This is a genomic window from Denitromonas ohlonensis (assembly GCF_007625205.1).
Lineage (GTDB): Bacteria > Pseudomonadota > Gammaproteobacteria > Burkholderiales > Rhodocyclaceae > Nitrogeniibacter > Nitrogeniibacter ohlonensis.
In genome coordinates this window covers 1-25,151 of sequence record NZ_VMNI01000002.1, presented here as the reverse complement: position 1 = coordinate 25,151, position 25,151 = coordinate 1, and the positions used below count along the sequence as shown (strand labels likewise).

Below are 25,151 nucleotides of genomic sequence, written 5' to 3'. Positions count from 1 at the left end.
GCTGGTGCGAGAGGAGGGACTCGAACCCTCACGCCGTGAGGCGCTGGAACCTAAATCCAGTGCGTCTACCAATTCCGCCACCCTCGCGAGGTGGTGCGCTGATCCAGCGCGACGCGGATTATACACGTCGCGCCGGCGAGGGCACGCTCAACCGCGCAGGGCGGAGAGCAGGCCGTTGCGCGAGTCGCGGGCGTCGGCACGCAGCGCGGAGAGCTCTTGCTCGGGCACGGTTTGTGTTGTTGCTTCGAGCAGGGACAGCTTGGCGGCACTGTTGAAGCGCAGGAAGGGGTTGGGGGTGTCGGCCGACAGGCCGGCGATGAAGTGAACATCGCGTAACTCGACGGGTGGCCATTGCCCGCCATAGGGGTTGCCGTCGTCGAAGATGTCGATGACGGTTTTGGGCACTTCGAGCGCGCCGAGCAGGGCGCGGCTGACCGGCTCGTGCCACAGGCCGATGAATTCGCCGAGGCGGTTCAGGTCTTGTTCGAGCACCGGGTGCGCGGTGGCGCGGGCGAGCAGGTAGAACTGACCGATGCTGCTCAACATGCCGGCAAACAAGGCGGTGTCGGGGTCGCCGATACGCAGGTGGCGGGTGATGGCGTAGGACCAGGACGCGACATCGATGGTGTGCATCCACAGGCCGGAGGCGACCAGGCGCGCATCGGCGCTGCGGCTTTCGGCGGCGAGCTGTTCGGTGGCGACGGCGTAAGCGAGCGAGCGGACGTTGACCAACCCAACGCGACGCACCGCTTCGCTGATTGAGGTGAAGGATCGGTTATAGGGGTTGAGTGCGACCGAGTTGGCCAGGCGGATGATGCGCGCGCTGAGCAGGGGGTCGGCGCGGATGACGCGAATGATGTCTTCCAGCGAGGCCTGTGGGTCGTCGCAGACGCGTTTGATGCGGATGGTCAGATCCAGAAAGGTCGGGAAGGTGAGCTGCCGGGTCGCGAGATCGTTTTCGATGGTGCGGGAGAATGCGTCGAGCGCGTTCTCGAACGGATCTTCGGACTGGACTTCAAGCGATGTAGACATGGCAACGACCCCTTGTTTGGTGCGGCTACAGATAGCGCCTGCGACACTGCGACGCATCATGGCCGAATTAACGGCCGCCGCCAACCGTGCTTTAGGGCGAAGGAGTCTTGCGGTTTACAGGCACGCTGAAATGGCGCGCGCCGGTGTTAATTTCGGGCGCGCTTTTCCTTGCTGTCGCCGCGGCGCTTTTCGGTACGGCATTCGTATGTCAGCGTGGTGCTGCCGTTCGGTTCGACGGTTTCGAGTCGCACCGCGAAGCCCCACAGGCGGGCGAGATGCTTCATCACCTCTTCGACACTCTTGCCGAGCGGGCGCCGGTTGTAGGGCTGATAGCGCAGGGTGAGGGAGCGGTCGCCACGGAAGTCGACGCTCCAGACCTGGATGTTGGGTTCGCGGCAACCCAGGTTGTATTGATTGGACAACCGCTCGCGCAGCTCGCGGTAGCCGCGTTCTTCATGAATGGCAGAGACGAAGAGCTTGCTCTTCTTGTCGTCGTCCTGCACGGCAAAGAGTTTGAAGGCGCGCATCAGACGCGGCGAGAGGAACTGGGCGATGAAGCTCTCGTCCTTGAAGTTGCGCATGGCGAAATCGAAAGTCTCTTGCCAGTTGCTGCCGGCGATGTCGGGGAACCACTCGCGGTCTTCGTCGGTGGGCGATTCGCAGATGCGCTTGATGTCCTGCCACATGGCAAAGCCGAGGGCATAGGGGTTGATGCCGTTGTACCAGGGGTCGTTGTAGTTGGGCTGGTACATCACGCTGGAGTGCGAGTGCAGGAACTCCATCATGAAGCTGTCGGCCAGCAGGCCTTCGTCGTACAGCGTGTTGAGCAGGGTGTAGTGCCAGAAGCTGGCCCAGCCCTCGTTCATGACCTGCGTCTGGCGCTGGGGGAAGAAGTATTGCGCCACCTTGCGCACGATACGCACGATTTCGCGCTGCCAGGGTTCGAGCAGCGGCGCGTGTTTTTCGATGAAGTAGAGGATGTTCTCTTGCGGCTCGGGCGGGAAGCGTGGCGCCTCTTCCTTGGTATCGGCGGTGGTACGCGTGGGCAGCGTGCGCCACAGCTCGTTGACCTGGCGTTGCAGATAGGTTTCGCGCTCGCTCTGGCGGGCTTGTTCTTTGAGCAGCGACAGCTTGGGCGGGCGCTTGTAGCGATCGACGCCGACGTTCATCAGCGCGTGGCAGGAGTCGAGCAGCTCTTCGACCGCGTCGACGCCGTGACGCTGCTCGCACTGGGCGATGTAGTTGCGCGCAAAAATCAGGTAGTCGACGATGGCGTCGGGGCTGGTCCAGGTGCGGAACAGGTAGTTGCCCTTGAAGAAGGCGTTGTGTCCGTAGGCGGCGTGCGCGATGACCAGCGCCTGCATGGTGAGGGTGTTTTCTTCCATGAGATAGGCGATGCACGGATCGGAGTTGATCACGATCTCGTAGGCGAGGCCCATCTGGCCGCGTTTGTAGCGCTTCTCGGTGGCCAGAAACTGCTTGCCGAAGCTCCAGTGATGGTAGTTGACCGGCATGCCGACGGAGGCGTAGGCGTCCATCATCTGCTCGGAGGTGATCATCTCGACCTGCACCGGGTAGGTGTCGAGCTTGTAGTTGGCCGCGACCCGGGCGATCTCTTCGTGATACTGGCCGATGGCTTCGAACGTCCATTCGGCGCCGCTCGGCAATTTTTTGCTGGCCAGTGTGGTGTCGCTCATGCCGGCTCCTTTTTGAACAGTTCCCGGAATACCGGGTAGATGTCTTCAAGGGATTCGATACGCTGCAGGGCGAAATTTCGGTGATGCGCGGTCAGGCCTTCGTATTGCCGCCACAGGTTCTGGGCTTCGCCGGTGGTGATCTCGATGTAGGCAAAATAGCGGCACAGGGCGAGCAACTCTTTGTCGAGGATGTCGCAGCAAATGGGCGAGTCGTTATCCCAGTTGTCGCCGTCCGAGGCCTGCGCGCCATAAACATTCCAGGCGCCTGGGGGGTAGCGATCACGCACGATGTCGGTCATCAGGCGAAGGGCGCTCGACACCACGGTGCCGCCGGACTCGCGGGAGTGGAAGAACTCGTCTTCGTCCACTTCCTTGGCGATGGTGTGATGGCGGATGAACACCACGTCGATATGTTCGTAGTTGCGGCGAAGAAACAGATACAGCAGCATGAAGAAGCGCTTGGCCGTGGCCTTTTTCTGCTCGTCCATGGAGCCGGAGACGTCCATGACGCAAAACATCACGGCCTGGGTAATCGGCTTTGGGATGCGGATGCGGTTGTTGTAGCGCAGGTCGAAGCGGTCGATGAAGGGGATGGCTTCGATGCGGATGAGCAGTCGGGAGCGCTCTTCGCGCAGCGCGGCGATTTCGTCGAGGTGAGCGGTGGTGTCCTGCTCCAGCGCTTCGATTTCGTCGTCGATCTCGCGCACGCGTGCGGCCAGTGGCGCACCGAGCGCCTTGCGCCGACCAATGGCGCCGCGCAGCGAGCGAACCACGTTGATGTTGGTCGGCACGCCGTCAGACGTAAAGCCGGCGCGCTGCGTCTTGAACTCGGTGAGCTTGGCCAGTTCGGTGCGAACGAGGTTGGGCAGGGCGAGGTCGTCGAAAAAGACGTCGAGAAATTCGTCGCGCGAGAGCTGAAAAACGAAATCGTCCTCGCTTTCGCCTTCGTTCGAGGCGCCACCGCCGCCCCCGCTGCCGCCACCGCCCATGGGCCGGTCGATGCCGTCGCCCGAGGCGAAGCGGTCATTGCCGGTGAAGACTTGCTCCCAGACGCCTTCCTTGCCGTGCTGAAAGCTCGGCTCGGAGAGGTCTTTGGACGGGATCGAGATTTCTTCGCCGCTTTCCAGGTCGCGAATGGAGCGCCCGTCAATCGCGTCAGCCACCGCCTTGCGGATCTGCCGCTTGAAGCGGCGCATGAAGCGCTGGCGATTGGCCGTACTCTTTTTCTTGCTGTCGAAACGTCGGTCGATGATCCGGACCATCGTCCTCCCCCCTTTTGCCGCAAGCCGGTGGCCGCTGCCCGAAGGCTGCGGCCGTCCGATTTACGAGGATTTGCGGACGCGCAGATACCACTCGCAGAGCAAGCGAACCTGCTTCTCGGTGTAGCCCTTTTCGATCATGCGATTGACGAAATCCTGGTGCTTGCGCTGCTCGTCGGCGCTGGCCTTGGCGTTGAAGCTGATGACCGGCAGCAGGTCTTCGGTGTTGGAGAACATCTTCTTCTCGATCACCGCGCGCAGCTTTTCGTAACTCGTCCAGCTCGGATTCTTGCCGGCGTTCTGGGCGCGGGCGCGCAGCACGAAGTTGACCACCTCGTTGCGGAAGTCTTTCGGATTGCTGATACCCGCGGGCTTCTCGATCTTTTCCAACTCGTCATTGAGTGAGTTGCGGTCGAGGATCTCGCCGGTGTTCGGATCACGGAACTCCTGATCCTGAATCCAGAAGTCGGCGTAGGTGACATACCGGTCGAAAATGTTCTGACCGTACTCGGAGTAGCTTTCGAGGTAGGCCGTCTGAATCTCCTTGCCGATGAACTCGGCGTAGTGCGCCGACAGGAATTCCTTGATGAAGGCGCGGTAGCGGTCTTCGACCTCCTGCGGGAACTGCTCCTGCTCGATCTGCTGTTCGAGCACATACATGAGGTGCACCGGGTTGGCGGCGACTTCGCGGTGGTCGAAGTTGAAGACCCGCGACAACACCTTGAATGCAAAGCGGGTCGACAGACCGTTCATGCCTTCATTGACGCCGGCGTAGTCGCGGTACTCCTGGTACGACTTCGCTTTCGGGTCGGTGTCCTTGAGGCTCTCGCCGTCGTAGATCCGCATCTTGGAATAGATGCTGGAATTCTCGGGCTCGGCCAGACGCGACAGGATCGCGAACTGCGCCATCATGCGCAGCGTGTCGGGGGCGCACGGCGCCTCGGCGAGCGAGCTTTCGCGCAGCAGCTTTTCGTAGATGCGGATCTCGTCCGATGCGCGCAAGCAATAGGGCACCTTGACGGTATAGATCCGGTCGAGGAAGGCCTCGTTGTTCTTGTTGTTCTTGAACGCGGCCCATTCCGACTCGTTCGAGTGGGCCATCACGATGCCGTCGAAGGGGATCGCGCCAAAGCCCTCGGTGCCCTTGTAGTTGCCTTCCTGGGTGGCGGTCAGCAAGGGGTGAAGCACCTTGATCGGCGCTTTGAACATCTCCACAAATTCGAGCAGACCGCGGTTGGCCAGGCACAGGCCACCGGAGTAGCTGTAGGCGTCCGGGTCGTCCTGCGAGTGCGCTTCGAGTTTGCGGATGTCCACCTTGCCGACCAGCGAGGAGATGTCCTGATTGTTTTCGTCGCCCGGTTCGGTCTTGGCGACCGCGATCTGGCGCAGCACCGAGGGCCGCAGCTTGACCACACGAAACTTCGTGATGTCGCCGCCAAACTCGTGGAGCCGCTTCACCGCCCACGGACTCATGATGGTATTCAGATAGCGCGCGGGGATGCCAAAGTCGTCCTGCAGGAGCTTGCCGTCCTCTTCGGGCTTGAACAGACCGAGGGGCGATTCATGGACGGGCGAGTCCTTGATGGCATAGAAGGGCACATGTTCCATCAGGCTCTTCAGACGTTCAGCCAGCGACGACTTGCCGCCGCCGACTGGGCCGAGCAGGTAGAGAATCTGTTTCTTTTCCTCCAGACCCTGCGCCGCATGGCGGAAGTAAGAGACGATGTTCTCGATCGCCTCTTCCATTCCGTAGAACTCCGGGAAGGCGGGGTAGCGCTTGAGCACCTTGTTGGAAAAAATCCGCGACAGGCGCGGGTCGTCCCGGGTGTCGATGAACTCCGGCTCGCCGATGGCCAGTAGCAGTCGTTCGGCTGCCGTTGCGTAGGCGCTCGGGTCGTCACGACACAGGTCGAGATATTCCTGGAGCGACATCTCTTCTTCGCGTGTCGCTTCAAACCGGGCTTGGTAGGCGTTGAAGATGCTCATCTGACGTCTCCTGCTAGGTGCCGCATGATCAGGCGGAGGGGAGCCGGTGTGCCGGGGTGTTGCGGTCTTCGGGTGTTCTAACGACAGCCCATCCCATAACTTGATGCCATCGGCGTGATGATTAGTTTCCGCGTTTCCTTGGTTCAGAGGAGGAAAAGTGTCACGGGTTCCCCCCATGTGGTGGGTTTTTTCAATGATTGACGGATGCGTGTCGTGCGCTCGCACATGGGGTGATTTGCGTTGCGCTGTTCCGGCCTACCCCTGTGATAAACTTACCGTTTGTCTTCACTCAACGTAGCGTGTGCGTCCGGCCATCGGGTCGTGGCGCGCCAGTCATTAGTCGGGAATGTTCATGCAAACCAACCAGGAAACCACCAACGCCCTCGAACGTCGCATCGACATTACGGTCGCCAAGGAGGCCGTCGAGCAAGAGGTTCAGGCGCGTCTCAAGCATCTAGGCCGTACCGTGAAAATGCCGGGTTTTCGTCCTGGGAAAGTGCCGCTCAAGATGATCGAGCAGAGCTACGGTGGTCAGGCGCGCTCCGAAGCCGTCGGCACCGCACTTGAGAAAGCCTTTGCACAGAAAGTGCAGGAAGAAAAACTGCGCGTGGCCGGTCAGCCGCGTCTTGAGCCCAAAGCCGAAGCCGAAGACGGTGCACTGGCCTTTACCGCCGTGTTCGAGGTGTATCCCGAAATCACGCTGGGTGAAGTCAGTGACAAGGCCATCGAGCGCCCCTCGCTGACCGTCAGCGATGTTGAAATCGACAAGACCATCGATGTGCTGCGCAAGCAACGCACCAACTACGAAACCGTCGAGCGTGCCGCGGCCGCTGACGACCGTGTGGTGATCGACTTCACCGGCCGCAAGGATGGCGAAGTGTTTGAAGGCGGTCAGGCCAGCGACTTCCCGTTCGTGATCGGCGCAGGCAGCATGCTGAAGGATTTCGAAGACGCGGTTGATGGTCTCAAGGCCGGCGAGTCCAAGACCTTCAACATGACCTTCCCGGAGGACTACCACGCAGCGAATCTCGCCGGTCAGACCGTCGAGTTCGAAATCACCGTCAAGGAAGTTGGCGCTGCCAAGCTGCCGGAAATCGACGCCGAGTTCGCCAAGTCGCTGGGCGTGGCCGACGGCGACGTGACCAAGATGCGTGACGAAGTGAAAGCCAATCTGGAGCGCGAGGTCAGCCGTCGGATCAAGACCCGCATCAAAGAGCAGGCCATGGATGCCTTGCTGGCCGCCAACCCGATTGACGTGCCCAAGGCGCTGGTCACCCGCGAAGCCGAGCAGCTGGCTGAAAACGCCCGCCGCGACATGGAAAGCCGTGGCATGCAAACCAAGGATCTGCCGGTGTCTGCAGACTGGTTCACCGAGCAGGCCGAGCGTCGCGTCAAGCTGGGTCTGGTGCTGGCTGAACTGGTCGCCGCCAAGGATCTGTACGCCAAGCCGGAGCAGGTTCGTGCCCTGATCGAAGATTTCGCCCAGAGCTACGAAGACCCGAAAGAAGTCATCGAGTGGTATTACAGCCAGCCGCAGCGCATGGCGCAGGCCGAGGCACTGGTGATCGAAGAGAACGCGGTTGACTGGGTGCTGAATAACGCCAAGACTGAAGACAAGGTCGTCGACTTTGACGAACTCATGGGCGCTACGGCATGATCAACGTCGGACATCCGACAACAAACCATTCAGGCATGGCAATGACCAGTGATTGGAATCCCGTTGGCCTCGGCATGGTGCCGATGGTCATCGAGCAAAGCGGCCGGGGCGAGCGCGCGTACGACATCTATTCGCGCTTGCTCAAGGAACGCGTCATTTTTCTGGTCGGTCCGGTTAACGACACGACGGCGAATCTGATTGTGGCGCAGATGCTTTTCCTTGAATCGGAGAATCCGGACAAGGACATCTACTTCTACATCAACTCGCCGGGTGGCGCCGTGACCGCCGGTATGGCGATCTACGACACCATGCAGTTCGTCAAGCCGAACGTCAGCACACTGTGCATTGGCCAGGCGGCCAGCATGGGGGCCTTTCTGTTGGCCGCGGGTGAGAAGGGCAAGCGTTACTGCCTGCCGAACTCGCGGATCATGATTCACCAGCCGCTGGGCGGTTTCCAGGGGCAGGCGTCGGATATCGAAATCCACGCGCGAGAGATTCTGACCTTGCGCAGCCGGCTCAATAAAATGCTGGCCGATCATAGCGGCCAGAGCATTGAACAGGTCGAGAAGGACACGGATCGCGATAACTTCATGTCAGCCGAAGAGGCGGTGCGCTATGGCATCATCGACAAGGTTCTGACCAGCCGGGCCGATACGGTCTGAGCGCCAACGAGAGAGTGTTATGACTGAGAAGAAAACGGGCGGCGAAAAGCTCCTGTACTGCTCGTTTTGTGGCAAGAGCCAGCATGAAGTGCGCAAGCTCATCGCTGGCCCTTCCGTCTTCATCTGCGATGAATGCATTGAGCTTTGCAATGACATCATCCGTGATGAACTGGCGGGTGACCACGGCGGCGAAGAAGGCCGCACTGACTTGCCCACGCCGCTTGAGATCTTCGAGATCCTCAATCAGTACGTGGTCGGCCAGCCCAAAGCCAAGCGTATTCTGGCGGTGGCGGTCTACAACCACTACAAGCGCCTCAAGCACCTCGAGGCCACCAAGGACGATGTCGAGCTCGCCAAGAGCAATATCCTGCTCGTCGGCCCAACCGGTTCGGGCAAGACACTGCTGGCCCAAACGCTCGCGCGCTTGCTCAACGTGCCTTTCGTGATGGCCGATGCCACCACGCTGACCGAAGCCGGCTATGTGGGTGAGGATGTCGAGAACATCATCCAGAAGCTGCTTCAGAAGTGCGACTACGATGTCGACAAGGCCCAGCGAGGCATTGTCTATATTGATGAGATCGACAAAATCTCGCGCAAATCCGACAACCCGTCTATCACGCGTGACGTGTCGGGCGAGGGCGTGCAGCAGGCGCTGCTCAAACTGATCGAAGGCACCGTGGCCGCCGTGCCGCCGCAAGGCGGGCGCAAGCACCCGAATCAGGACTTCGTCCAGATCGACACCACAAACATCCTGTTTATTTGCGGCGGGGCGTTTGACGGACTCGAGCGCGTCATTCGCGATCGCACCGAGCAGGCCGGTATCGGTTTTGGTGCCGAAGTGCGAAGCCGCGAAGGCAAGCCAGCCTCCGAGACCCTGTTGAACGTCGAGCCGGAAGATCTGGTCAAGTTCGGCCTGATCCCGGAATTCGTTGGACGCTTGCCCGTGGTTGCCAGCTTGCAGGAACTTGACGAGGAAGCCCTGGTCAAGATTCTCACGGAGCCGAAGAACGCGCTGGTCAAGCAATACGGCAAACTCTTCTCCATGGAAGGCGTCGATCTCGAGTTTCGTGACGCTGCGCTGCGTGCGATTGCGCGGCGTGCCTTGAAGCGGAAAACCGGGGCGCGAGGTTTGCGCTCTATTCTCGAAGCCACATTGCTTGACGTCATGTACGACTTGCCGACGATGGAAAACGTCGAGAAAATTGTTATTGATGAAGGTGCGATTGAAGGCAGTGCCCAGCCCATTCTGATTTTTGCAGATCAGCAAAAGGTTGCCGGTTCCAACTGAATTCGGGGTTGCTATCTTGAATTTGCATCACGGGCCCCCATCTGGGCCCGTGATCCCTTTCTGAAGGAAAAGTCATGTCTGGCACCCAGGAGTTGCCGCAGGAGCAGATGGAATTCCCGCTGCTGCCGCTGCGTGATGTGGTGGTTTTCCCCCACATGGTGATCCCACTGTTTGTGGGGCGCCCGAAATCTATTAAAGCCCTTGAGATGGCGATGGAAGGCGCGAAGAGTATTTTGCTTGTCGCCCAGAAGTCCGCCGCTCAAGACGAACCCGGTGCTCAGGACCTCTACGATATCGGCTGTGTCGCCAATATTTTGCAGATGCTCAAGCTCCCGGACGGCACCATCAAGGTGCTGGTTGAAGGCGTTCAACGGGCGAATCTGGACTCTGTCACAGACCTGGATAGCGTCTTCACCGCGAAGGCAACGCCGATCCCGATTGCTGAAGTGGCCTCGCACGAAATTGAAGCGATGCGTCGGGCGATCATTGCCCAGTTCGACCAGTACGTAAAACTGAACAAGAAAATCCCCCCGGAGATTCTGACTTCGCTGGGCGGTATCGAAGAGTCCGGTCGTTTGGCCGACACTATCGCAGCCCACCTGCCGCTCAAGCTTGAGCAGAAGCAGGAAGTACTCGAAATGTTCGACGCCACGGCGCGTCTCGAGCGTCTGCTGACCCAGCTTGAGTCGGAGCTCGACATTCTCCAGGTCGAAAAGCGCATCCGTGGCCGTGTCAAACGGCAGATGGAAAAAAGCCAGCGCGAGTACTACCTGAACGAGCAGGTCAAGGCCATCCAGAAAGAACTTGGCGAAGGCGAAGACGGTGCCGATCTCGAGGAGCTTGATCGCAAGATCAAGGCTTCCGGGATGAGCAAGGAAGCGCTTGCCAAGGCCAATGGCGAGCTCAAGAAGCTGCGCCTGATGTCGCCGATGTCCGCAGAGGCAACGGTTGTGCGCAACTACATTGAGACCGTCATCGGCTTGCCGTGGAAAAAGCGCTCGCGCATCCACAAGGACCTGCAAGAAGCCGAGAAAGTGCTCGACAAGGAGCACTACGGCCTCGAGAAGGTCAAGGAGCGCATCGTTGAGTACCTGGCGGTTCAGCAGCGCGTCGACAAGCTCAAAGCGCCGATTCTGTGCCTTGTGGGGCCTCCGGGGGTTGGCAAGACCTCGCTGGGCCAGTCAATTGCACGGGCCACCAATCGCAAGTTCGTGCGCATGTCCCTGGGTGGGGTTCGTGACGAGGCCGAAATTCGTGGCCATCGACGCACCTACATCGGCTCAATGCCGGGCAAGATTTTGCAGAACATGACCAAGGTCGCGGTCAAGAACCCGTTGTTCCTGCTCGACGAAGTCGACAAGATGGGTCAGGACTTCCGCGGTGATCCGTCGTCGGCGCTGCTTGAGGTGCTCGATCCGGAACAGAACTCCACGTTCGTCGACCACTACATCGAAGTCGAGTACGACTTGTCGGACGTCATGTTCGTGGCGACGGCAAATACGCTCAATATTCCTGCGGCGCTGCTGGACCGGATGGAAGTGATTCGCTTGTCCGGCTACACCGAGGACGAGAAGGTCAATATTGCGCAGCGTTATCTGGTGCCCAAGCAATTGAGCGCCAACGGCTTGAAGAAGGACGAAGTCACCATCACCGAAGACGCATTGCGCGATGCCATTCGCTACTACTCGCGGGAAGCCGGTGTGCGCAGTCTGGAACGTGAAATTTCCAAGATCTGTCGCAAGGTCGTGCGTGCGCTGGTCCTGCGCAAGCGCGCCACCAAGGTCGTCGTTAACAGCAAGAGCCTCGATAAGTACCTGGGCGTTCGTCGCTACAGCTTCGGCATGGCGGAGAAGGAAAACCAGGTGGGGCAGGTGACTGGTCTGGCCTGGACCGAGGTGGGCGGTGAATTGCTGACGGTTGAAGCCGTCGTTTTGCCCGGTAAAGGCAAGGTGGTTAACACCGGCAAACTCGGTGAGGTCATGCAGGAGTCGATTCAGGCGGCGCTGTCGGTGGTTCGCCGTCGCGCACGTTCGCTTGGTATCGCTGAGGATTTCTATCAGAAGAGCGACCTGCACATCCACTTGCCCGAAGGTGCCATCCCCAAAGATGGTCCGTCCGCCGGTGGGGCGATTACGACGGCCATGGTATCGGCGCTGACCGGTATCCCCGTGCGCTGCGACGTGGCAATGACCGGCGAAATTACCTTGCGTGGAGAGGTATTGCCGATCGGTGGCCTCAAGGAAAAGCTGCTGGCTGCCGTGCGCGGCGGGATCACCACCGCATTGATTCCGGAAGAAAACGTCAAGGATCTGGCGGAAATGCCTGACAACATCAAGAACGCGCTGGAGATCGTGCCTGTGCGCTGGATTGATCAAGTGCTGGAGCATGCACTGGAGCGTCGTCCTGAGCCGCTGCCGCCGGCCTCTGCCGATGGCGGAGCGACGGTGTCGGATTCGGAGAAAGCGTCCGATCCGCAGAACCTGCGAGCGCACTAAGCGTTCAAATACAAGAAAATGGCCGCGTCTGCGGCCGTTTTCTTTTGCGCCTTTGCGCTGCACCGCGGCTTGACAGTCGCAAAAAGCCCACGCTATAAAACCTCTGCGTTACCCGCCAGCACTGCCATGACGCCGCACCGTTCTGGGGCGGCGTGGTGGTGGTTGCCCACATCAAAAAATGAAAGGGGACATCCGTGAATAAATCCGAACTGATCGATCAAATCGCTGACCAGGCTGATCTGTCGAAAGCGGCAGCTGGCCGGGCGCTCGATGCGGCTATCGGGGCTGTGTCGACGGCGCTGAAAAAAGGCGGCACGGTAACGCTCGTGGGCTTTGGTACCTTCTATGTTGGCAAGCGGGCGGCCAGAACGGGGCGTAATCCACGCACGGGCGTAGCTATCAAGATCAAATCAGCAAAAGTGCCGAAGTTTCGCGCTGGCAAAGCCCTCAAAGATACAGTAAACTAGCGCGCTTTCGAGTCTCGTGGCTCGAGCGCGGGTGCTTAGCTCAGTTGGTAGAGCGTCGCCCTTACAAGGCGAATGTCGGCGGTTCGAGCCCGTCAGCACCCACCAGCGCACAGCGGAGTGGTAGTTCAGTTGGTTAGAATACCGGCCTGTCACGCCGGGGGTCGCGGGTTCGAGTCCCGTCCACTCCGCCAGACCAAACAAAGGCGAGCGTTGCGTTCGCCTTTTTTTATGCGAGTTTCGCTTTCGCGATACCATCCGCCTTTCAACGCTCTACTTGGTCATAAACATGTTTGAGGCAGTTCGAAACAACAAGCGCATCGCGCAAGTCATTCTCGCCCTGATCTCGGTGACGTTTGCATTCTTCGGTATCGAGTCTTATCTCAATAACAACGGTGCTGCTGGTGAGGTCGCGACGGTTGGTGGTACGCCCATCTCCGCTTACGAGTTCGAGCAGGCTGTTCGCGAGCAACAAGACCGAATCCGCGCATCCAACGAAGGGCAGGTCGATCCGGCCACGTTCCAGGATCCGCTGTTCCGGCGCGCGGTGCTCGACAATCTCGTGAATCAGCGGCTGCTGTCGCTGTTCGCCAGCGAACACCGTTTGTCGGTGTCGGACGAGCAGTTGCGTCAGACGATTGCCGGCATTCCCGCATTTCAGGAAGACGGCCAGTTTTCCAATGCACGCTATCAGGCCGCGTTGCGCGGCCAGGGCATGAATGATCTGAGCTTCCAGGAGCGCCTCCGCGGCGAGCTGGCCTATCAGCAAGTGCTCAGCGCCATGGGTGAGGCAGCCATGGTCCCCAAGGCGGCGGTGTCGCGCGTGCTGTCGGCGCAGCTGGAGGAGCGGACGGTGCATATGGTGCGTTTCGAGCCAGAGACCTATCTCAAGTCGCTTGAGATCTCTCCGGAAGCGGCGAAGGCATATTACGAAGCAAATATTGAAAGCTATGCCGTGCCGGCGCGCGTCAAGTTGTCCTACCTCGTATTGAGCGCTGACACGCTGAAATCGAAAGTGACCGTCTCTGACGATGAACTGCGCGCCGAGTACGAGCAAACCAAGTTGAATCTTGGGTCGCCCGAGGAGCGCAAGGCGCGCCATATTCTGGTTCAAGTGGCTGCCGATGCCTCCGAGGCTGACGTGGCTGCCGCGAGAAAAAAGGCGGAAGCGCTGCTGGCCGAGATCAAGACGGATGGCGCTCGCTTTGAAGCCATCGCCAAGACCGCCTCGGATGATCCGGGTTCGTCGGCCAATGGTGGTGACCTGGGTTTCTTTGGTCGCGGTGCCATGCTCAAGCCGTTTGAAGATGCAGCGTTTGCGCTGGCGGCGGGCGAAGTGAGTGAGCTTGTTCGTTCAGATTTCGGTTTCCATATTATTCGTGTCGACGACATTCGCAAGGCGACGATCCCGTCTTTTGAGGAAGCGCGCGGACAACTGGAGGCGACGCTGCGCGAGCGCGCTGCCAGCCGTCGTTTCGCGGAGTCTGCCGAGCAGTTTGCCAACCTGGTGTATGAGCAGCCGGACTCGCTCGAGCCGGCGGCCAACCAGTTCGGGCTTGAAATCCGCTCGACGGAAGACTGGATCGAGAAGGGGGTCACGACGGTCGCCGGGTTCGAGTCTCCCGCCTTGGCCGAAGCGGTGTTCTCGCAATCAGCCATTGCCAGCAAGCACAATACGGATGCGATCGATATCGGAAACAATACGATTGTTGCGGCGCGTGTGACATCGCATGAGCCGGCACAGCGACGGAGTTTCGATGAGGTAAAAGCCGAAGTCGAATCGCAACTGCGCCAGCAACAGGCAGCAGAAGCCGCAGCGAAGGCCGGCGCAGACCAGCTGGCCGCGCTGACGAAGGGCGAGAAGGCTGACCTGACTTGGGGCGACCCGATCAAGCTCCAGCGCGGTTTGCCGATGCTGCCGCCAAACGCGATGACTTCTGTCTTTGCTGTGGCGTCCGATAGCCTGCCGGCCTACACCGGTGTGAGCGTGCCAGGCGCAGGGTATGCGCTGTTTCGTGTGGATGCCGTCAAAAAGGTGACGATTGACGACAAGGATCCTCGCCTGGAGACGATGACTGATCAGTACGCACAGTTGATGGGGGCGCAGGATTTGCGCGCTTTCTTGAGTGCGCTGCGTGAGCGTTATGCGGTGAAAATCAACGCGGCTGCGCTGGCGACTGACAGCAACGGCTGAGACCGGCGCTTCGATTGAGCTTTGGTCCGCTTAAAAAAATGCCTCCCGAGCGGGAGGCATTTTTTATGGGCGCTGAAAAAAACCGACGCGATACGCCGGTTTTTTTTTTGACTGTCAGGCCAATCAACCTTGATCGGGGTTGCCCAGTGCGGTGGTATTGAAACCGCCATCGACATACATGATCTCGCCGGTGATGCCGCTGGCCAGATCGGAGCACATGAATGCGGCGGCGTTGCCGACTTCGTCGATTGTGACGTTGCGACGCAGCGGCGCGTTGCGCTCGTTGAAGGAGAGCAGCTTGCCGAAGTTGCCAATGCCGGAGGCTGCCAGCGTCTTGATCGGGCCGGCCGACACGGCATTGACGCGCGTGCCTTCGGGGCCGAGGCAGGCGGCGAGGTAGCGTACCGAGGCTTCAAGACTGGCCTTGGCCAGACCCATGATGTTGTAGTTCGGCATGGTGCGAACGGCGCCGAGGTAGGACAGCGTGAGCAGCGAGCCATTGCGTCCGGCCAGCAGCGGCCGCGCCGCTTTGGCCATGGCCGGGAAGCTGTAGGCGCTGATCTCCTGGGAGATGCGGAAAGCCTCGCGTGACAGCCCTTCGAGGAAGTCGCCCTCAAGTGCATCGCTGGGTGCGTAGGCAATCGAGTGAACCACGCTGTCGATGCCGCCCCAGGCGTCGCCGATCTGTGAAAAGAGGTCGTCGATCTGCGTGTCGTCCTGGACGTCACACGGCAAAATCAGTTCACTGCCGAAATCGGCGGCGAGTTTGCTGACGCGTTCCTGGAAACGTTCGTTCTGATAGGCAAACGCCAACTCGGCGCCTTCGCGATGCATTGCACGCGCGACACCGTAGGCAATCGACCGGTTGCTAAGCAAGCCGGTGACCAGAATTCGCTTTCCTGTGAGAAGCCCCATTTTTATCTAATCTCCGTTGAGCCAATCGGCGAATTATAGCCGAAGCCACACAGACCGAGGGGTTGTAGGCCGTAATCTCCGGTGACGCGTTGAGAGGTGTGTACGGGGCAAGGGAAGTCGCTGCATGGCTGAGCTGCGCGAGGCCATGTGAGCCGTGCTCATCTGCGAGCGCCGGATGCCTGTGCGGGGAGAACGCCGATGCCAGTCGTTCGCTGCTTGGGCTAAACTGCCGGCCATGCTCAACCGCTTGCGCACAATGCGCCTTGTCCTTCGATTTGATTTGCTTCGACGCCCGCTGGCGGGCGTATCGGCAGTTATTGGTACCGTGCGGCGAGGCGTCTCGATCATGTGTGCGGCGGGGCTTTGTGGGGTGCTGTCGGGCTGCGGTAATGCCTGGAATGATCCGTATCCGGCGGCGGAGGCGGGCCAGAATATTCTCTATTCGGCCTTTGTTAACCGGCCGAAGCACTTCGATCCGGTGCAGTCGTATTCCGAAGACGAGGCGACCTTTCTGTACCAGATCTACGAGCCGCCGCTTCAGTATCACTATCTGCAGCGTCCGTATGCGTTGATCCCAGGCGCTGCCGCTCAGATGCCAGTGCTGTATCGCTATGGCAAGGATGGCGCGCTGCTGCCTGACAGTGCGGCCGCCGCCGACGTGGCCCATACCGTGTACGAAATCAGGGTGCGCCCCGGTGTGCGTTATCAGCCTCACCCCGCGTTTGCGAAGGACGCGTCGGGGCGTCCAGCCTATGTGCCGATGCCTGCTGCGGCGCTTGAGGTCGCGACGGCAATTCCCGACTTCCCGCTGGTGGGTTCCCGCGAGCTGATTGCCGAGGATTTTGTCTATCAGCTCAAGCGCCTTGCGCACCCCAGGCTGCACTCGCCGATCTTCGAACTGATGCGGGGGTATATCCGCGGCTTGAGTGGCCTGCACGAGGCGCTTGCGGCGGCAGCAGAGAAAGCGGGGCCGGATGCCTGGCTCGATCTGGACGAGTTTGTGCTCGATGGCGTGGAGGTGGTTGATCGCTACACCTACCGGATTCGGGTTGAAGGCACCTATCCGCAACTGTCCTACTGGATGACGATGCCGTTTTTCGCGCCCGTGCCACGCGAAGTCGATCGCTTTTACGCACAGCCCGGCATGGCGGAAAAGAATTTGACGCTGGACTGGTGGCCGGTGGGAACAGGCCCGTACATGCTGGTTGAGAACGACCCGAATGCGCGCATGGTGCTGGCGCGCAACCCGAACTATCGTGGCGAAACCTACCCGTGTGAAGCCAGTGACGATGATGTCGCAGCCGGCATGGTGGCCGATTGTGGCAAGGCGATTCCGTTCATTGATCGAGCGGTGTTCTCTCGCGAGAAAGAGGGCATTCCCTACTGGAACAAATTCCTGCAGGGCTATTACGACGCTTCGGGGCTGTCGTCCGACAATTTTGATCAGGCCGTCCAGATGGGCGGCGAGGGTGAGGTTGGACTCAGCGACGAGATGCGCGCGCAGGGGATCGAACTGATCACCTCGGTGTCACCCACCGTGATGTACCTGGGTTTCAACATGCTCGACCCCGTGGTCGGCGGCACCAGCGAAGCGGCGCGCAAGCTGCGTCTGGCGCTGTCGATTGCCATTGATGAAGAAGAATTCATTTCGGTGTTTCTCAATGGCCGCGGGTCACCTGCGATGCACCCGGTGCCGCCGGGCATCTTCGGTCATGAACCCGGTGAGGCGGGCATCAACCCGATGGTGTACGACTGGATCAATGGTGCGCCGGTGCGCAAGTCGGTCGACGTCGCACGCAAGCTGCTGGCCGACGCGGGTTACCCGGGCGGACGCGACGCCAACACGGGGGCGCCCTTGGTGATTCACCTCGATACGACCTCGTCAGGCATGGGGCAGAAGTCATACGTGAATTGGCTGACCAAGCAACTCAGGAAGATCGATCTCCAGCTGGTGGTGCGAGATTCCGACTGGAACCGCTTGCAGGACAAATTGCGCAAGGGCAACGCGCAGATGTTTTTCCTGGGCTGGAATGCTGATTACCCCGACCCGGAGAATTTCTATTTTTTGCTGTATGGCCCGCAGGGGCGCGTGGCGACGCAGGGCGAGAATGCGAGCAACTACGAAAATGCCGAGTTCGACCGACTCTTCGAGGCCATGAAAGTGATGCCGAACGGCCCGGAGCGCCTGAGCATCATTCGCAAGATGAACCGCATTTTGCAACACGATGCGCCGTGGATCTGGGGCTTTCATCAAAAAGCGTTTGTGCTTCAGCATGGCTGGCTTAAAAACCGGAAACCGGGCGCCATCGTGCGCAACACGCTGAAGTATCAACGTATCGATACGGTTCAGCGGAGCGAAAAACGTCTGGTCTGGAACCGACCAGTGATCTGGCCGCTGGGCCTCATGGCCGGGTTGCTGGTGTTGATGATCTGGCCGATGGTGCGTCGGTATCGCCAGCACGAACGGCAAACGGTCCGCGTGGCCGACGCGGCGGAGGGTTGAACCATGTGGGCCTATCTCGTCCGCCGCCTGCTGTATGCGCTGCCCATTCTGATGGGCGTCAATCTGCTCACCTTTGCCCTGTTTTTCGTGGTCAACACGCCGGATGACATGGCGCGGATGCAATTGGGTGTCAAGCGCGTCACACCGGAAGCCATCGAACGCTGGAAGGTCGAGCGCGGCTACGACAAACCCTTGTTCTTCAATGAAAGCGCCGAGGGCGGCGCGCAGCTGACTGACACCGTATTCTTCGACAAGTCACTGCGCATGTTCGTGTTCGATTTTGGTGCGGCCGACGACGGTCGGGACATCGCGCGCGAGATCCAGCAGCGCATGGGGCCGTCGCTGGCCATCGCGCTGCCGACCTTTGTATTGGGCTTGTTCGTTACCGTCAGCTTCGCGCTGATGCTGGTGTTCTTCCGCGCTACGCCACTCGATTTCTGGGGCGTGGTGGTGTGTGTCGCGATGATGTCGATTTCAAGCCTGTTCTACATTATCGGCGGACAGTGGTTGATATCTAAGATATGGCATCTGGTGCCGATCTCGGGCTACGGAGGCGGGCTGGATGCGCCGCGCTTCCTGGCCTTGCCGGTGGTGCTTGGCGTGATTGGCGGTATCGGCAGCAGCACCCGGTGGTATCGCACCATTTTTCTTGAAGAGATTTCTCGGGACTATGTCCGGACGGCGCGCGCCAAAGGCGTGTCCGAACTGACCGTGCTGTTCCGGCATGTGCTCAAGAACGCCATGATTCCCATCCTCACCGGCGTGGTCGTGGTGATCCCCTTGCTGTTCATGGGGAGCCTGATCATCGAATCCTTCTTTGGGATTCCGGGGCTGGGGAGCTACACCATCGACGCCATTCAGGCGCAAGACTTTGCCGTGGTGCGGGCGATGGTGTTTATTGGTTCGGTGCTCTACATCGTGGGGCTGATTCTCACTGATTTGTCCTACACCCTGGTGGATCCGCGTGTGAGGTTCGAATGATCGAGCACGGATTCGAAACGGTCGTGTTGTGGACCGATGCCTGCTTTTTCCTGCTGCTCGGCGCGTTCGCCGTCGGTGCGCTGCACGCCTGGCGCCGTCCGCACCTTCGTCGTTCCTGGGCGCGGGTTGGGGAGCGCCCGGCAGGCATGGCCGCCATGGTTGTGTTGCTGGTCTTTCTTCTCATCGGCATTCTCGACAGCCTGCATTTTCGCGCCGCTTTGCCGCCGACGGCAGGGCAGACGGAGACGGTCTACGCCACGGAAGTGACGAGCGTGCTGGATGTTGTCATGCACCGTCAGCGGACCGATGTCGAGCGCACCTATTCGGCGCCGCTCGCGACGCATGCCTTCGTCAAAGAGACGGTCGAACTGCCTGACGGCGGTCAGCGGCGAGACTTCCCGCGGCTGGTCCATGGTGGCGCACATCTTGAGGACGCAGCGCAGGATCATGGCGCTGATATCGCCAGTCATCTCATGCGGGGCGCTGCGGTGGGTGTCGGGCTCTCGCTGCTGGCCGCTGCCGTGCTGAGTGTATTTAATGGTGGTGTCGGCCGTCTGATACGCGGCCAGACGCAACTGGCCTGGCGCAGTGCCTGGCTGACCTGGTCGATTGTGGCCGTTGTGGCGGGCATGCTGCTGTCGCTGGCGCAGGGATACCACGTGTTCGGCACCGACAAGGTCGGGCAGGACGTGTTTTACCTCACCCTCAAGAGCGTGCGCACCGCGTTGATGATCGGCACGCTCACCACGCTGGTGACGCTCCCGCTGGCGATCGCGCTCGGCATTCTTGCCGGCTATTTCGGCGGGTGGGTTGATGATGTCATCCAGTACCTCTACACCGTGCTCAACTCCATTCCCGGCGTGCTCTTGATTGCTGCGGCAGTGTTGATGATGCAGGTATTCATCGAAAACCACCCCGAGTGGTTTGCCACCGCGGCCGAGCGATCCGATGCGCGGCTGCTGGCGTTGTGCTTCATTCTTGGCATGACCAGCTGGACCGGGTTGTGCCGTCTGCTCAGAGGCGAAACCCTGAAGTTGCGGGAGCTGGAGTATGTGCAGGCCGCCCGGGCATTCGGCGTGCCCACGGTGCGCATTCTGTTGCGCCATGTACTGCCCAATCTCATGCACATCGTGATCATCGCGTTGGTGATGGACTTTTCCGGACTGGTACTGGCCGAAGCCGTGTTGTCCTATGTGGGCATTGGCGTCGATCCCAACATGGCGAGCTTTGGCACGCTGATCAACGCCGCGCGCATGGAGTTGGCCCGCGACCCGATGGTGTGGTGGTCTCTGGCGGCGGCGTTTGTGTTCATGTTTGTGCTGGTGCTTGCCGCTAATTTGCTTGCCGACGTCGTGCGTGACGCCTTCGATCCTCGGGCCGGCTAAGCTCAGGGGACGCGCGACAGCACCGACTCGACCGTGGCCAGAGAAAGGCTGGCATTCGGTCTTACGTAAATTTGCGAGAGACAATGGATTGCCCCAAGTGCGGACATAGCCAGTCGAACACCGAGCAGTGCGAATCCTGCGGCGTGTTCTTCGAAAAATATGCGCAGTATCTCGCCGAGAAGGAAGCCATGGCTTCTGCGAAACGCGCGCCCCGGCGCAGCGGTGGTGACGATGCGCCGGGGTTCCCTCTTGTTAAAAGCGCGATTGCGCTGGTCATCGTGTTGGGCGGCGCCTTTGCCATCTTTGGCGGCGACGGGGCCGACACCGCTCCAGTTGAGGGGGCGCCAGCAGCGGTTGCTTCGACGCCATCGCAGCCACAAGGCGGTATTGCCGCCAAGCTCAACAAATCTCACCCACCACGCAACGCAATCGAAGCCGCGCGCAACGCCACGGTGTTCATCCAGACGCCATGGGGCAGCCTCGGATCGGGCTTTATCGTGAGCGCCGATTGCCGGGTCGTGACCAATCGCCATGTGCTGCATTTCGATAGCGCCAGCGCCAGGCGCGCCGCAGAACAATCTCCCCTGATCGCCAAAGAATTTGCGCGCCAGCAAAGCGAGTTGCTGCAGGATCTCAAGGCCTTGTCGGCGGCGTATCGAGAGGAAGTTGCTCGCAACGGCAAGGGCAGCGGTGGTGCGCTGACGCTGCAGATCAAGATCGACAAGGTGAAGGAAAGCATACGCACGCTCCCCGAGGCTGTGCGCCAGCAAGTCAATGACGAGATCAGCAAAACCGCGCTCTACGCCCGCATGGCAACCTACAAGGTGTCGCTGGTTGATGGCACCCAATTCGACGTCAATCAGATTGAATACGTCGACGAGCGCGACCTTGCCAGCTTCAGGCTGCCCGCCAGCAACTGCCCCTACATCAAACGCGGACAAAGTGCTGCTCTCAGTCAGGGCGAACGGCTATACACCGTCGGCAGCCCTTCGGGCCTGACTTATACCGTCACCGGGGGTGTTTTTTCTGGCTACCGGGACGAAGGCGAGAGGCGATATCTCCAGACTGATGCCCCAATCAATCCCGGCAATAGCGGCGGCCCATTGATCACCGAAGTGGGCGATGTCGTCGGCGTGAATACGGCGGTATTGCTCGGGACGCAGGGGATCGGGTTCGCGATTCCGGTCGAGGATATTCCGGCGCTGTAGCGGCTGGGGGCACTGCGCGAGTCGAGGCGTCTGAGGTGTGCTGCGTGGTGGCCCCGATCGATGCGTCAGGGCGGTCACGCATAGCCGCCGCCGGTCAAAACACGGCGTTCACGCTCAAGATTGCGTCGCGCCAAGCCTTCCCAAGCCTCAAATAGCGCCGGTGTAGCGTAGATATGCGTGCGCGCCAACAGGTGGGTGATGAACGCCTGTCGCCCGGCACCAAATACGTCGTCTGACACATGTGCATACTCGCGACGGATTCGATCGACGTAATCATCGTAGGCGCTCGGTTCCGCGGCGAGAATCGAAAGATCCAGATCCATCAGCAGCGCAGCATCGTAGTCGCCTGGCAGCGCCGCGTGTTTTGCGGTCATATGAATCAAGGACGCGACCCGCCGACAGGCGTCGTCAGACCAGCCGATGTCGCTCAGATATTCAGTCGCCAGATCGGCAGATCGTGCTTCGTTGTCGCGACGCGTCGGGTTGTAAATCGCATCATGAAACCATATCGCGGCATCGATCAACTCAGGCTGCCGGCACAGCGAGCCAAACGCGGCAAAGTGCTTCAACATCGCGTAGATATGATCGAGCGTGTGGTAGTGCCGGTGCGGTTCCGAATATCGCGAGATCAACGCCTCGCGCAGCGCGGCAGGCGGACATGGGAGTTGAGGCATTGGCGTTCCGTAGTGCGGTCTATTTCAAATTTAGATTTTCACCATTTTTTATGACACGCCCGAACCAGGCGTCGGAGCCTGAACTAACGCTGGAACCGTTCAATCTCGAAATGACCGCACGGCACCGCTGCGTCGTGCTTTGAATGCTCATACCGTCCGGCACCAAACCCACAATGCCTTTCGTCCTTCATGCAGGGGCAGGCCACTGGTAACCCCACATTGTGAGCACATGCCGAAATGCTAGCTTGGTCCCAGCCATACCCAATCTACGTTTTTTCCGTGATTTCTGGGCATCCTTTCGCCTTTCCATAGAAGATGAGATTCCTTGAGATCGTCAACCCGACCCCATCGACCATTCTTTTCACATACTTCACCCGAGTGTTGAGAAATCGGGAGACTTACGTTGGCCCATTCATGTTTGGCAGTTTCTGATTTCTCAGGATGTGTATGCTCGGATGAGAGGCAGTGGACCGCCTCTGCGACGCCGACAAAAAAATCCCAGCTTCCCAAAGTGCGGTCTGAAAAAGGCGTTACGTCTGCACCATACAGGCGCAGGAATAATTGTGATTCGTAAACGACATCCGTCGTTACTTTTCCGTCAACAACGAGCTTAAACCGGCTTTTCCCTTGCTCCAGCGCCCCCGACGGCTTTTTAGCCGGTTCGACCACAGCATCAATGGATGTATGCAGGGCTCGAATTTTCCCATTGCGAGCCCGCTCAAATAGGGGGGTTATCTGATCGTGATTGTCTCGAAAGCAAAATCGATCTGAGTAATCCCAGTACGCGCAGTAGCGAACAGTATCGCCCTGATAGTAGGTCCCGCGAATGGCCATATCGAAACGGGCATCGAGTGGCACCTCGCCATCGCTAGGCGCGTCTCGTTCTTCCACAGAGAACCAGTCACCAGTGCTCATTGAAAGGGAAATGACATCGTCTGCCGTGTGATGGCGACACAGAAGTACGTTAAGATTCATCGCTTATTTCCCTCCATTTACGATCCTGTCGATCTCCGCGAGTAACGCTTTGGCGCGATCTGCATCACCGGACTGCTTGGCGCTGTTGTACTCGAGAATACGGTCCCAGGGAAAATCGTCACCCCCGGTGCGTTGGGCACCTTCGATGATTTCTTCGTTGGTTTTGGGTTTGCCGCGCCCGACTTTAATCTCATCGCCGTGCTCGTCAATTCGTGTGCCGCGGCGCAAGTCTTCATATTTTGGCCCAAGAGGGTCGCCATATGTTTTCTGGTTTCTTCTGTAGATAACTTCCGCCAAGTCAGCGTCCGTTGCATCTTTCGCTTCTTTGCCAATGGCTCGCCGTTCTGCGTGGGCGAATCGGGCTATATCCTCGGAACTCCGGCCCGCAGCCTTCATGCTTTCCACTTTTGCGCCAATGCGACGGCGAACAGCGACTTCATAGTCAAGGCGTATCAATGGCTTGGCGCTGTGCGCCAGGGTATTCGTTGCATCGGCTGTGCCGTCCAATCTTGCCGGTTTGGCGCGAGCGAGCAGTTCGTCCAGTTCCTTCTTGAGGAAGCGCATCGCTTCGGGGATCTTGCTCTGGCCCAAGGCTTTGAGTTTGTCGATTTGCTGTTCAACGAGTTCCAGGCGCTTGAGCTTGTCGCCAAATACGGCTTTCGCCAGCCACATGTGACGCACATCCGAGACACCCAGTTTGAGCTTGTTGACAATCTCGTTGAAGTTCTTCAATGCCTGCCGGGCGTAGTCGTCCATCGGGAGGGATTTGAGCCACTTGACCGGGTCGCCCTTGCCGGCCCCGCGCACCACGGCAAGAATCATCTCCAGCGCTTCGTCAGCATGTTTGCCGCCTTTGCGGACGAACTGGATCAGGATTTTGAAAACGCCTTTCAGGACGCTCCCAAGTATAGGGATCAGGCCGATCAGCGTGATCGCCAGCGCGACCCACTTCCAAGTGTCTTTCGAGTCTTTCGACAGTTGGTGCAGATTGGCGATTACGTCCCGCACATCAGCAATCTGGTCGATGATCGGAATGGCGGTGATGATGCCTGACACGATGGTTTGCGACAGGCTGGGCTCTTCGTTGAAGTCGCCTTGCAGGACGCCCCAGAACCAGTCGAGCGCCTCGTCCATCAGACGATCTCCCTTGTGTACAGCTCAAAAAGTGCGACGGCTTGTTCTTCGCTCAGTCGTTTTCCGTACGCTGGATTGGCCTGGGGTTGGGCGCTGTCGTCCAGTGTCCATGACCTCGCATCTTCACCAATTTCGATCTCCGCCAGACCCCCTGGTGTTCCTTCAACGCGGGCAAAGCCCGCCTCGTTCAAGCGTGCTGTGCGAATCGTTCCGCCGGCGAACGTGATTTCTACTGGAGCCCCCTGAACGGCGGAACCGTCGTAGTACTTGCGCTCGACTTCGATCCAGTGAGGAACCTCGACCACCGTCCCCATTGGCAATCCGTAAAGACTGGCGCTCCCCCGCCCCGGCCCCTGAAACGCATTCCCCCCGCCCTTGACCGAGAAGGTGCCGGGGCAGGCGAAGGTGATGTCGCCGCCTGAGAGCGTCACCGAGCTTTGGCCAGCCTTGAGTACGATTTGGCCCTTGGCGAGGATGCGGATTTCGTTGTTTGAACTGGTAATGCTCACCGCCTTGTCGGCGTGAACGGCCATGGCGGCGGTGTGGGCCTGGATGGTGTGTCGGCCTGCGGCGGCGATGGTCTTGATGCCGCCGGCGTGGCTGAACCAGCTGGCCGTTTCACCGATGGTGGCGCTGAGGGTG

General features: G+C 59.7%; 19 protein-coding genes and 3 tRNA genes. 12 read left to right on the top strand and 10 right to left on the bottom strand.

Annotated elements, in window-relative coordinates; translation table 11 throughout:
* Window positions 1–2: 2 nt before the first annotated feature.
* From FHP89_RS00840 to FHP89_RS00820, 5 genes are all read right to left on the bottom strand, one after another.
* Window positions 3–87 (bottom strand) — tRNA-Leu (locus tag FHP89_RS00840).
* Window positions 88–147: 60 nt separating this feature from the next.
* Window positions 148–1,032 (bottom strand): HDOD domain-containing protein, encoded by an 885-nt coding sequence (locus tag FHP89_RS00835; protein WP_144176577.1) that lies wholly within the window; start codon window positions 1,030–1,032, stop codon window positions 148–150.
* 146 nt (window positions 1,033–1,178) lie between these two features.
* Window positions 1,179–2,729: a SpoVR family protein gene (locus FHP89_RS00830; RefSeq protein WP_144176576.1), complete on the bottom strand. Its 1,551-nt coding sequence runs from the start codon at window positions 2,727–2,729 to the stop codon at window positions 1,179–1,181.
* The gene (locus FHP89_RS00825) at window positions 2,726–3,991 is read right to left on the bottom strand and encodes a YeaH/YhbH family protein (protein WP_144176575.1); all 1,266 of its coding nucleotides are present in this window, start codon (window positions 3,989–3,991) and stop codon (window positions 2,726–2,728) included. Before FHP89_RS00825 ends, FHP89_RS00830 begins: the two co-directional genes overlap by 4 nt.
* A gap of 60 nt (window positions 3,992–4,051) precedes the next feature.
* Window positions 4,052–5,974, bottom strand: a complete 1,923-nt coding sequence (locus tag FHP89_RS00820) for a PrkA family serine protein kinase (protein ID WP_144176574.1) — start codon at window positions 5,972–5,974, stop codon at window positions 4,052–4,054.
* A 352-nt stretch (window positions 5,975–6,326) separates the two neighbouring features.
* On the opposite strand from FHP89_RS00820, the gene tig reads away from it, so the two are divergent.
* From tig to FHP89_RS00780, 8 genes are all read left to right on the top strand, one after another.
* Window positions 6,327–7,631, top strand: a complete 1,305-nt coding sequence (gene tig / locus FHP89_RS00815; protein WP_144176573.1) for a trigger factor — start codon at window positions 6,327–6,329, stop codon at window positions 7,629–7,631.
* Window positions 7,632–7,666: 35 nt separating this feature from the next.
* Window positions 7,667–8,293, top strand: a complete 627-nt coding sequence (gene clpP, locus FHP89_RS00810; RefSeq protein WP_144176572.1) for an ATP-dependent Clp endopeptidase proteolytic subunit ClpP — start codon at window positions 7,667–7,669, stop codon at window positions 8,291–8,293.
* 19 nt (window positions 8,294–8,312) lie between these two features.
* Window positions 8,313–9,581: an ATP-dependent Clp protease ATP-binding subunit ClpX gene (gene clpX / locus FHP89_RS00805; RefSeq protein WP_144176571.1), complete on the top strand. Its 1,269-nt coding sequence runs from the start codon at window positions 8,313–8,315 to the stop codon at window positions 9,579–9,581.
* A 74-nt stretch (window positions 9,582–9,655) separates the two neighbouring features.
* The gene (gene lon / locus FHP89_RS00800; protein WP_144176570.1) at window positions 9,656–12,076 is read left to right on the top strand and encodes an endopeptidase La; all 2,421 of its coding nucleotides are present in this window, start codon (window positions 9,656–9,658) and stop codon (window positions 12,074–12,076) included.
* Window positions 12,077–12,270: 194 nt separating this feature from the next.
* Window positions 12,271–12,543: an HU family DNA-binding protein gene (locus tag FHP89_RS00795; protein WP_144176569.1), complete on the top strand. Its 273-nt coding sequence runs from the start codon at window positions 12,271–12,273 to the stop codon at window positions 12,541–12,543.
* 29 nt (window positions 12,544–12,572) lie between these two features.
* Window positions 12,573–12,648: transfer RNA gene (locus tag FHP89_RS00790), tRNA-Val, on the top strand.
* A 9-nt stretch (window positions 12,649–12,657) separates the two neighbouring features.
* A tRNA-Asp gene (locus tag FHP89_RS00785) sits at window positions 12,658–12,734 on the top strand.
* Between the two features lie 95 nt (window positions 12,735–12,829).
* Window positions 12,830–14,734 carry a SurA N-terminal domain-containing protein gene (locus tag FHP89_RS00780; protein ID WP_144176568.1) on the top strand — a complete coding sequence of 635 codons (1,905 nt, stop codon included), beginning with the start codon at window positions 12,830–12,832 and terminating at the stop codon, window positions 14,732–14,734.
* A gap of 123 nt (window positions 14,735–14,857) precedes the next feature.
* On the opposite strand, the gene FHP89_RS00775 is transcribed toward FHP89_RS00780, so the two are convergent.
* Complete coding sequence (locus tag FHP89_RS00775) at window positions 14,858–15,649, bottom strand: enoyl-ACP reductase FabI (protein WP_144176567.1); 792 nt, start codon at window positions 15,647–15,649, stop codon at window positions 14,858–14,860.
* Window positions 15,650–15,995: 346 nt separating this feature from the next.
* Here FHP89_RS00775 and FHP89_RS00770 point away from each other — a divergent pair, with 346 nt between their 5' ends.
* From FHP89_RS00770 to FHP89_RS00755, 4 genes are all read left to right on the top strand, one after another.
* Window positions 15,996–18,152, top strand: a complete 2,157-nt coding sequence (locus FHP89_RS00770) for an ABC transporter substrate-binding protein (RefSeq protein ID WP_144176566.1) — start codon at window positions 15,996–15,998, stop codon at window positions 18,150–18,152.
* 3 nt (window positions 18,153–18,155) lie between these two features.
* Window positions 18,156–19,133 (top strand): ABC transporter permease, encoded by a 978-nt coding sequence (locus tag FHP89_RS00765; protein ID WP_144176565.1) that lies wholly within the window; start codon window positions 18,156–18,158, stop codon window positions 19,131–19,133.
* Window positions 19,130–20,518, top strand: a complete 1,389-nt coding sequence (locus FHP89_RS00760) for an ABC transporter permease (RefSeq protein ID WP_144176564.1) — start codon at window positions 19,130–19,132, stop codon at window positions 20,516–20,518. Before FHP89_RS00765 ends, FHP89_RS00760 begins: the two co-directional genes overlap by 4 nt.
* Before the next feature lie 83 nt (window positions 20,519–20,601).
* Complete coding sequence (locus FHP89_RS00755) at window positions 20,602–21,726, top strand: S1C family serine protease (RefSeq protein WP_144176563.1); 1,125 nt, start codon at window positions 20,602–20,604, stop codon at window positions 21,724–21,726.
* Between the two features lie 74 nt (window positions 21,727–21,800).
* On the opposite strand, the gene FHP89_RS00750 is transcribed toward FHP89_RS00755, so the two are convergent.
* The 4 genes from FHP89_RS00750 to FHP89_RS00735 all read right to left on the bottom strand — a co-directional run.
* A complete protein-coding gene (locus FHP89_RS00750; protein WP_144176562.1) occupies window positions 21,801–22,250 on the bottom strand; it encodes an HD domain-containing protein in 450 nt (149 codons plus the stop codon).
* A gap of 390 nt (window positions 22,251–22,640) precedes the next feature.
* Window positions 22,641–23,375 (bottom strand): hypothetical protein, encoded by a 735-nt coding sequence (locus tag FHP89_RS00745; RefSeq protein WP_144176561.1) that lies wholly within the window; start codon window positions 23,373–23,375, stop codon window positions 22,641–22,643.
* A gap of 3 nt (window positions 23,376–23,378) precedes the next feature.
* Window positions 23,379–24,509, bottom strand: coding sequence for a hypothetical protein (locus FHP89_RS00740; protein ID WP_144176560.1), 1,131 nt, complete (start codon window positions 24,507–24,509; stop codon window positions 23,379–23,381).
* The coding region (locus FHP89_RS00735) for a DUF2345 domain-containing protein (protein WP_144176559.1) at window positions 24,509–25,151 on the bottom strand (643 nt) is incomplete at its 5' end. The genes FHP89_RS00740 and FHP89_RS00735, both read right to left, overlap by 1 nt.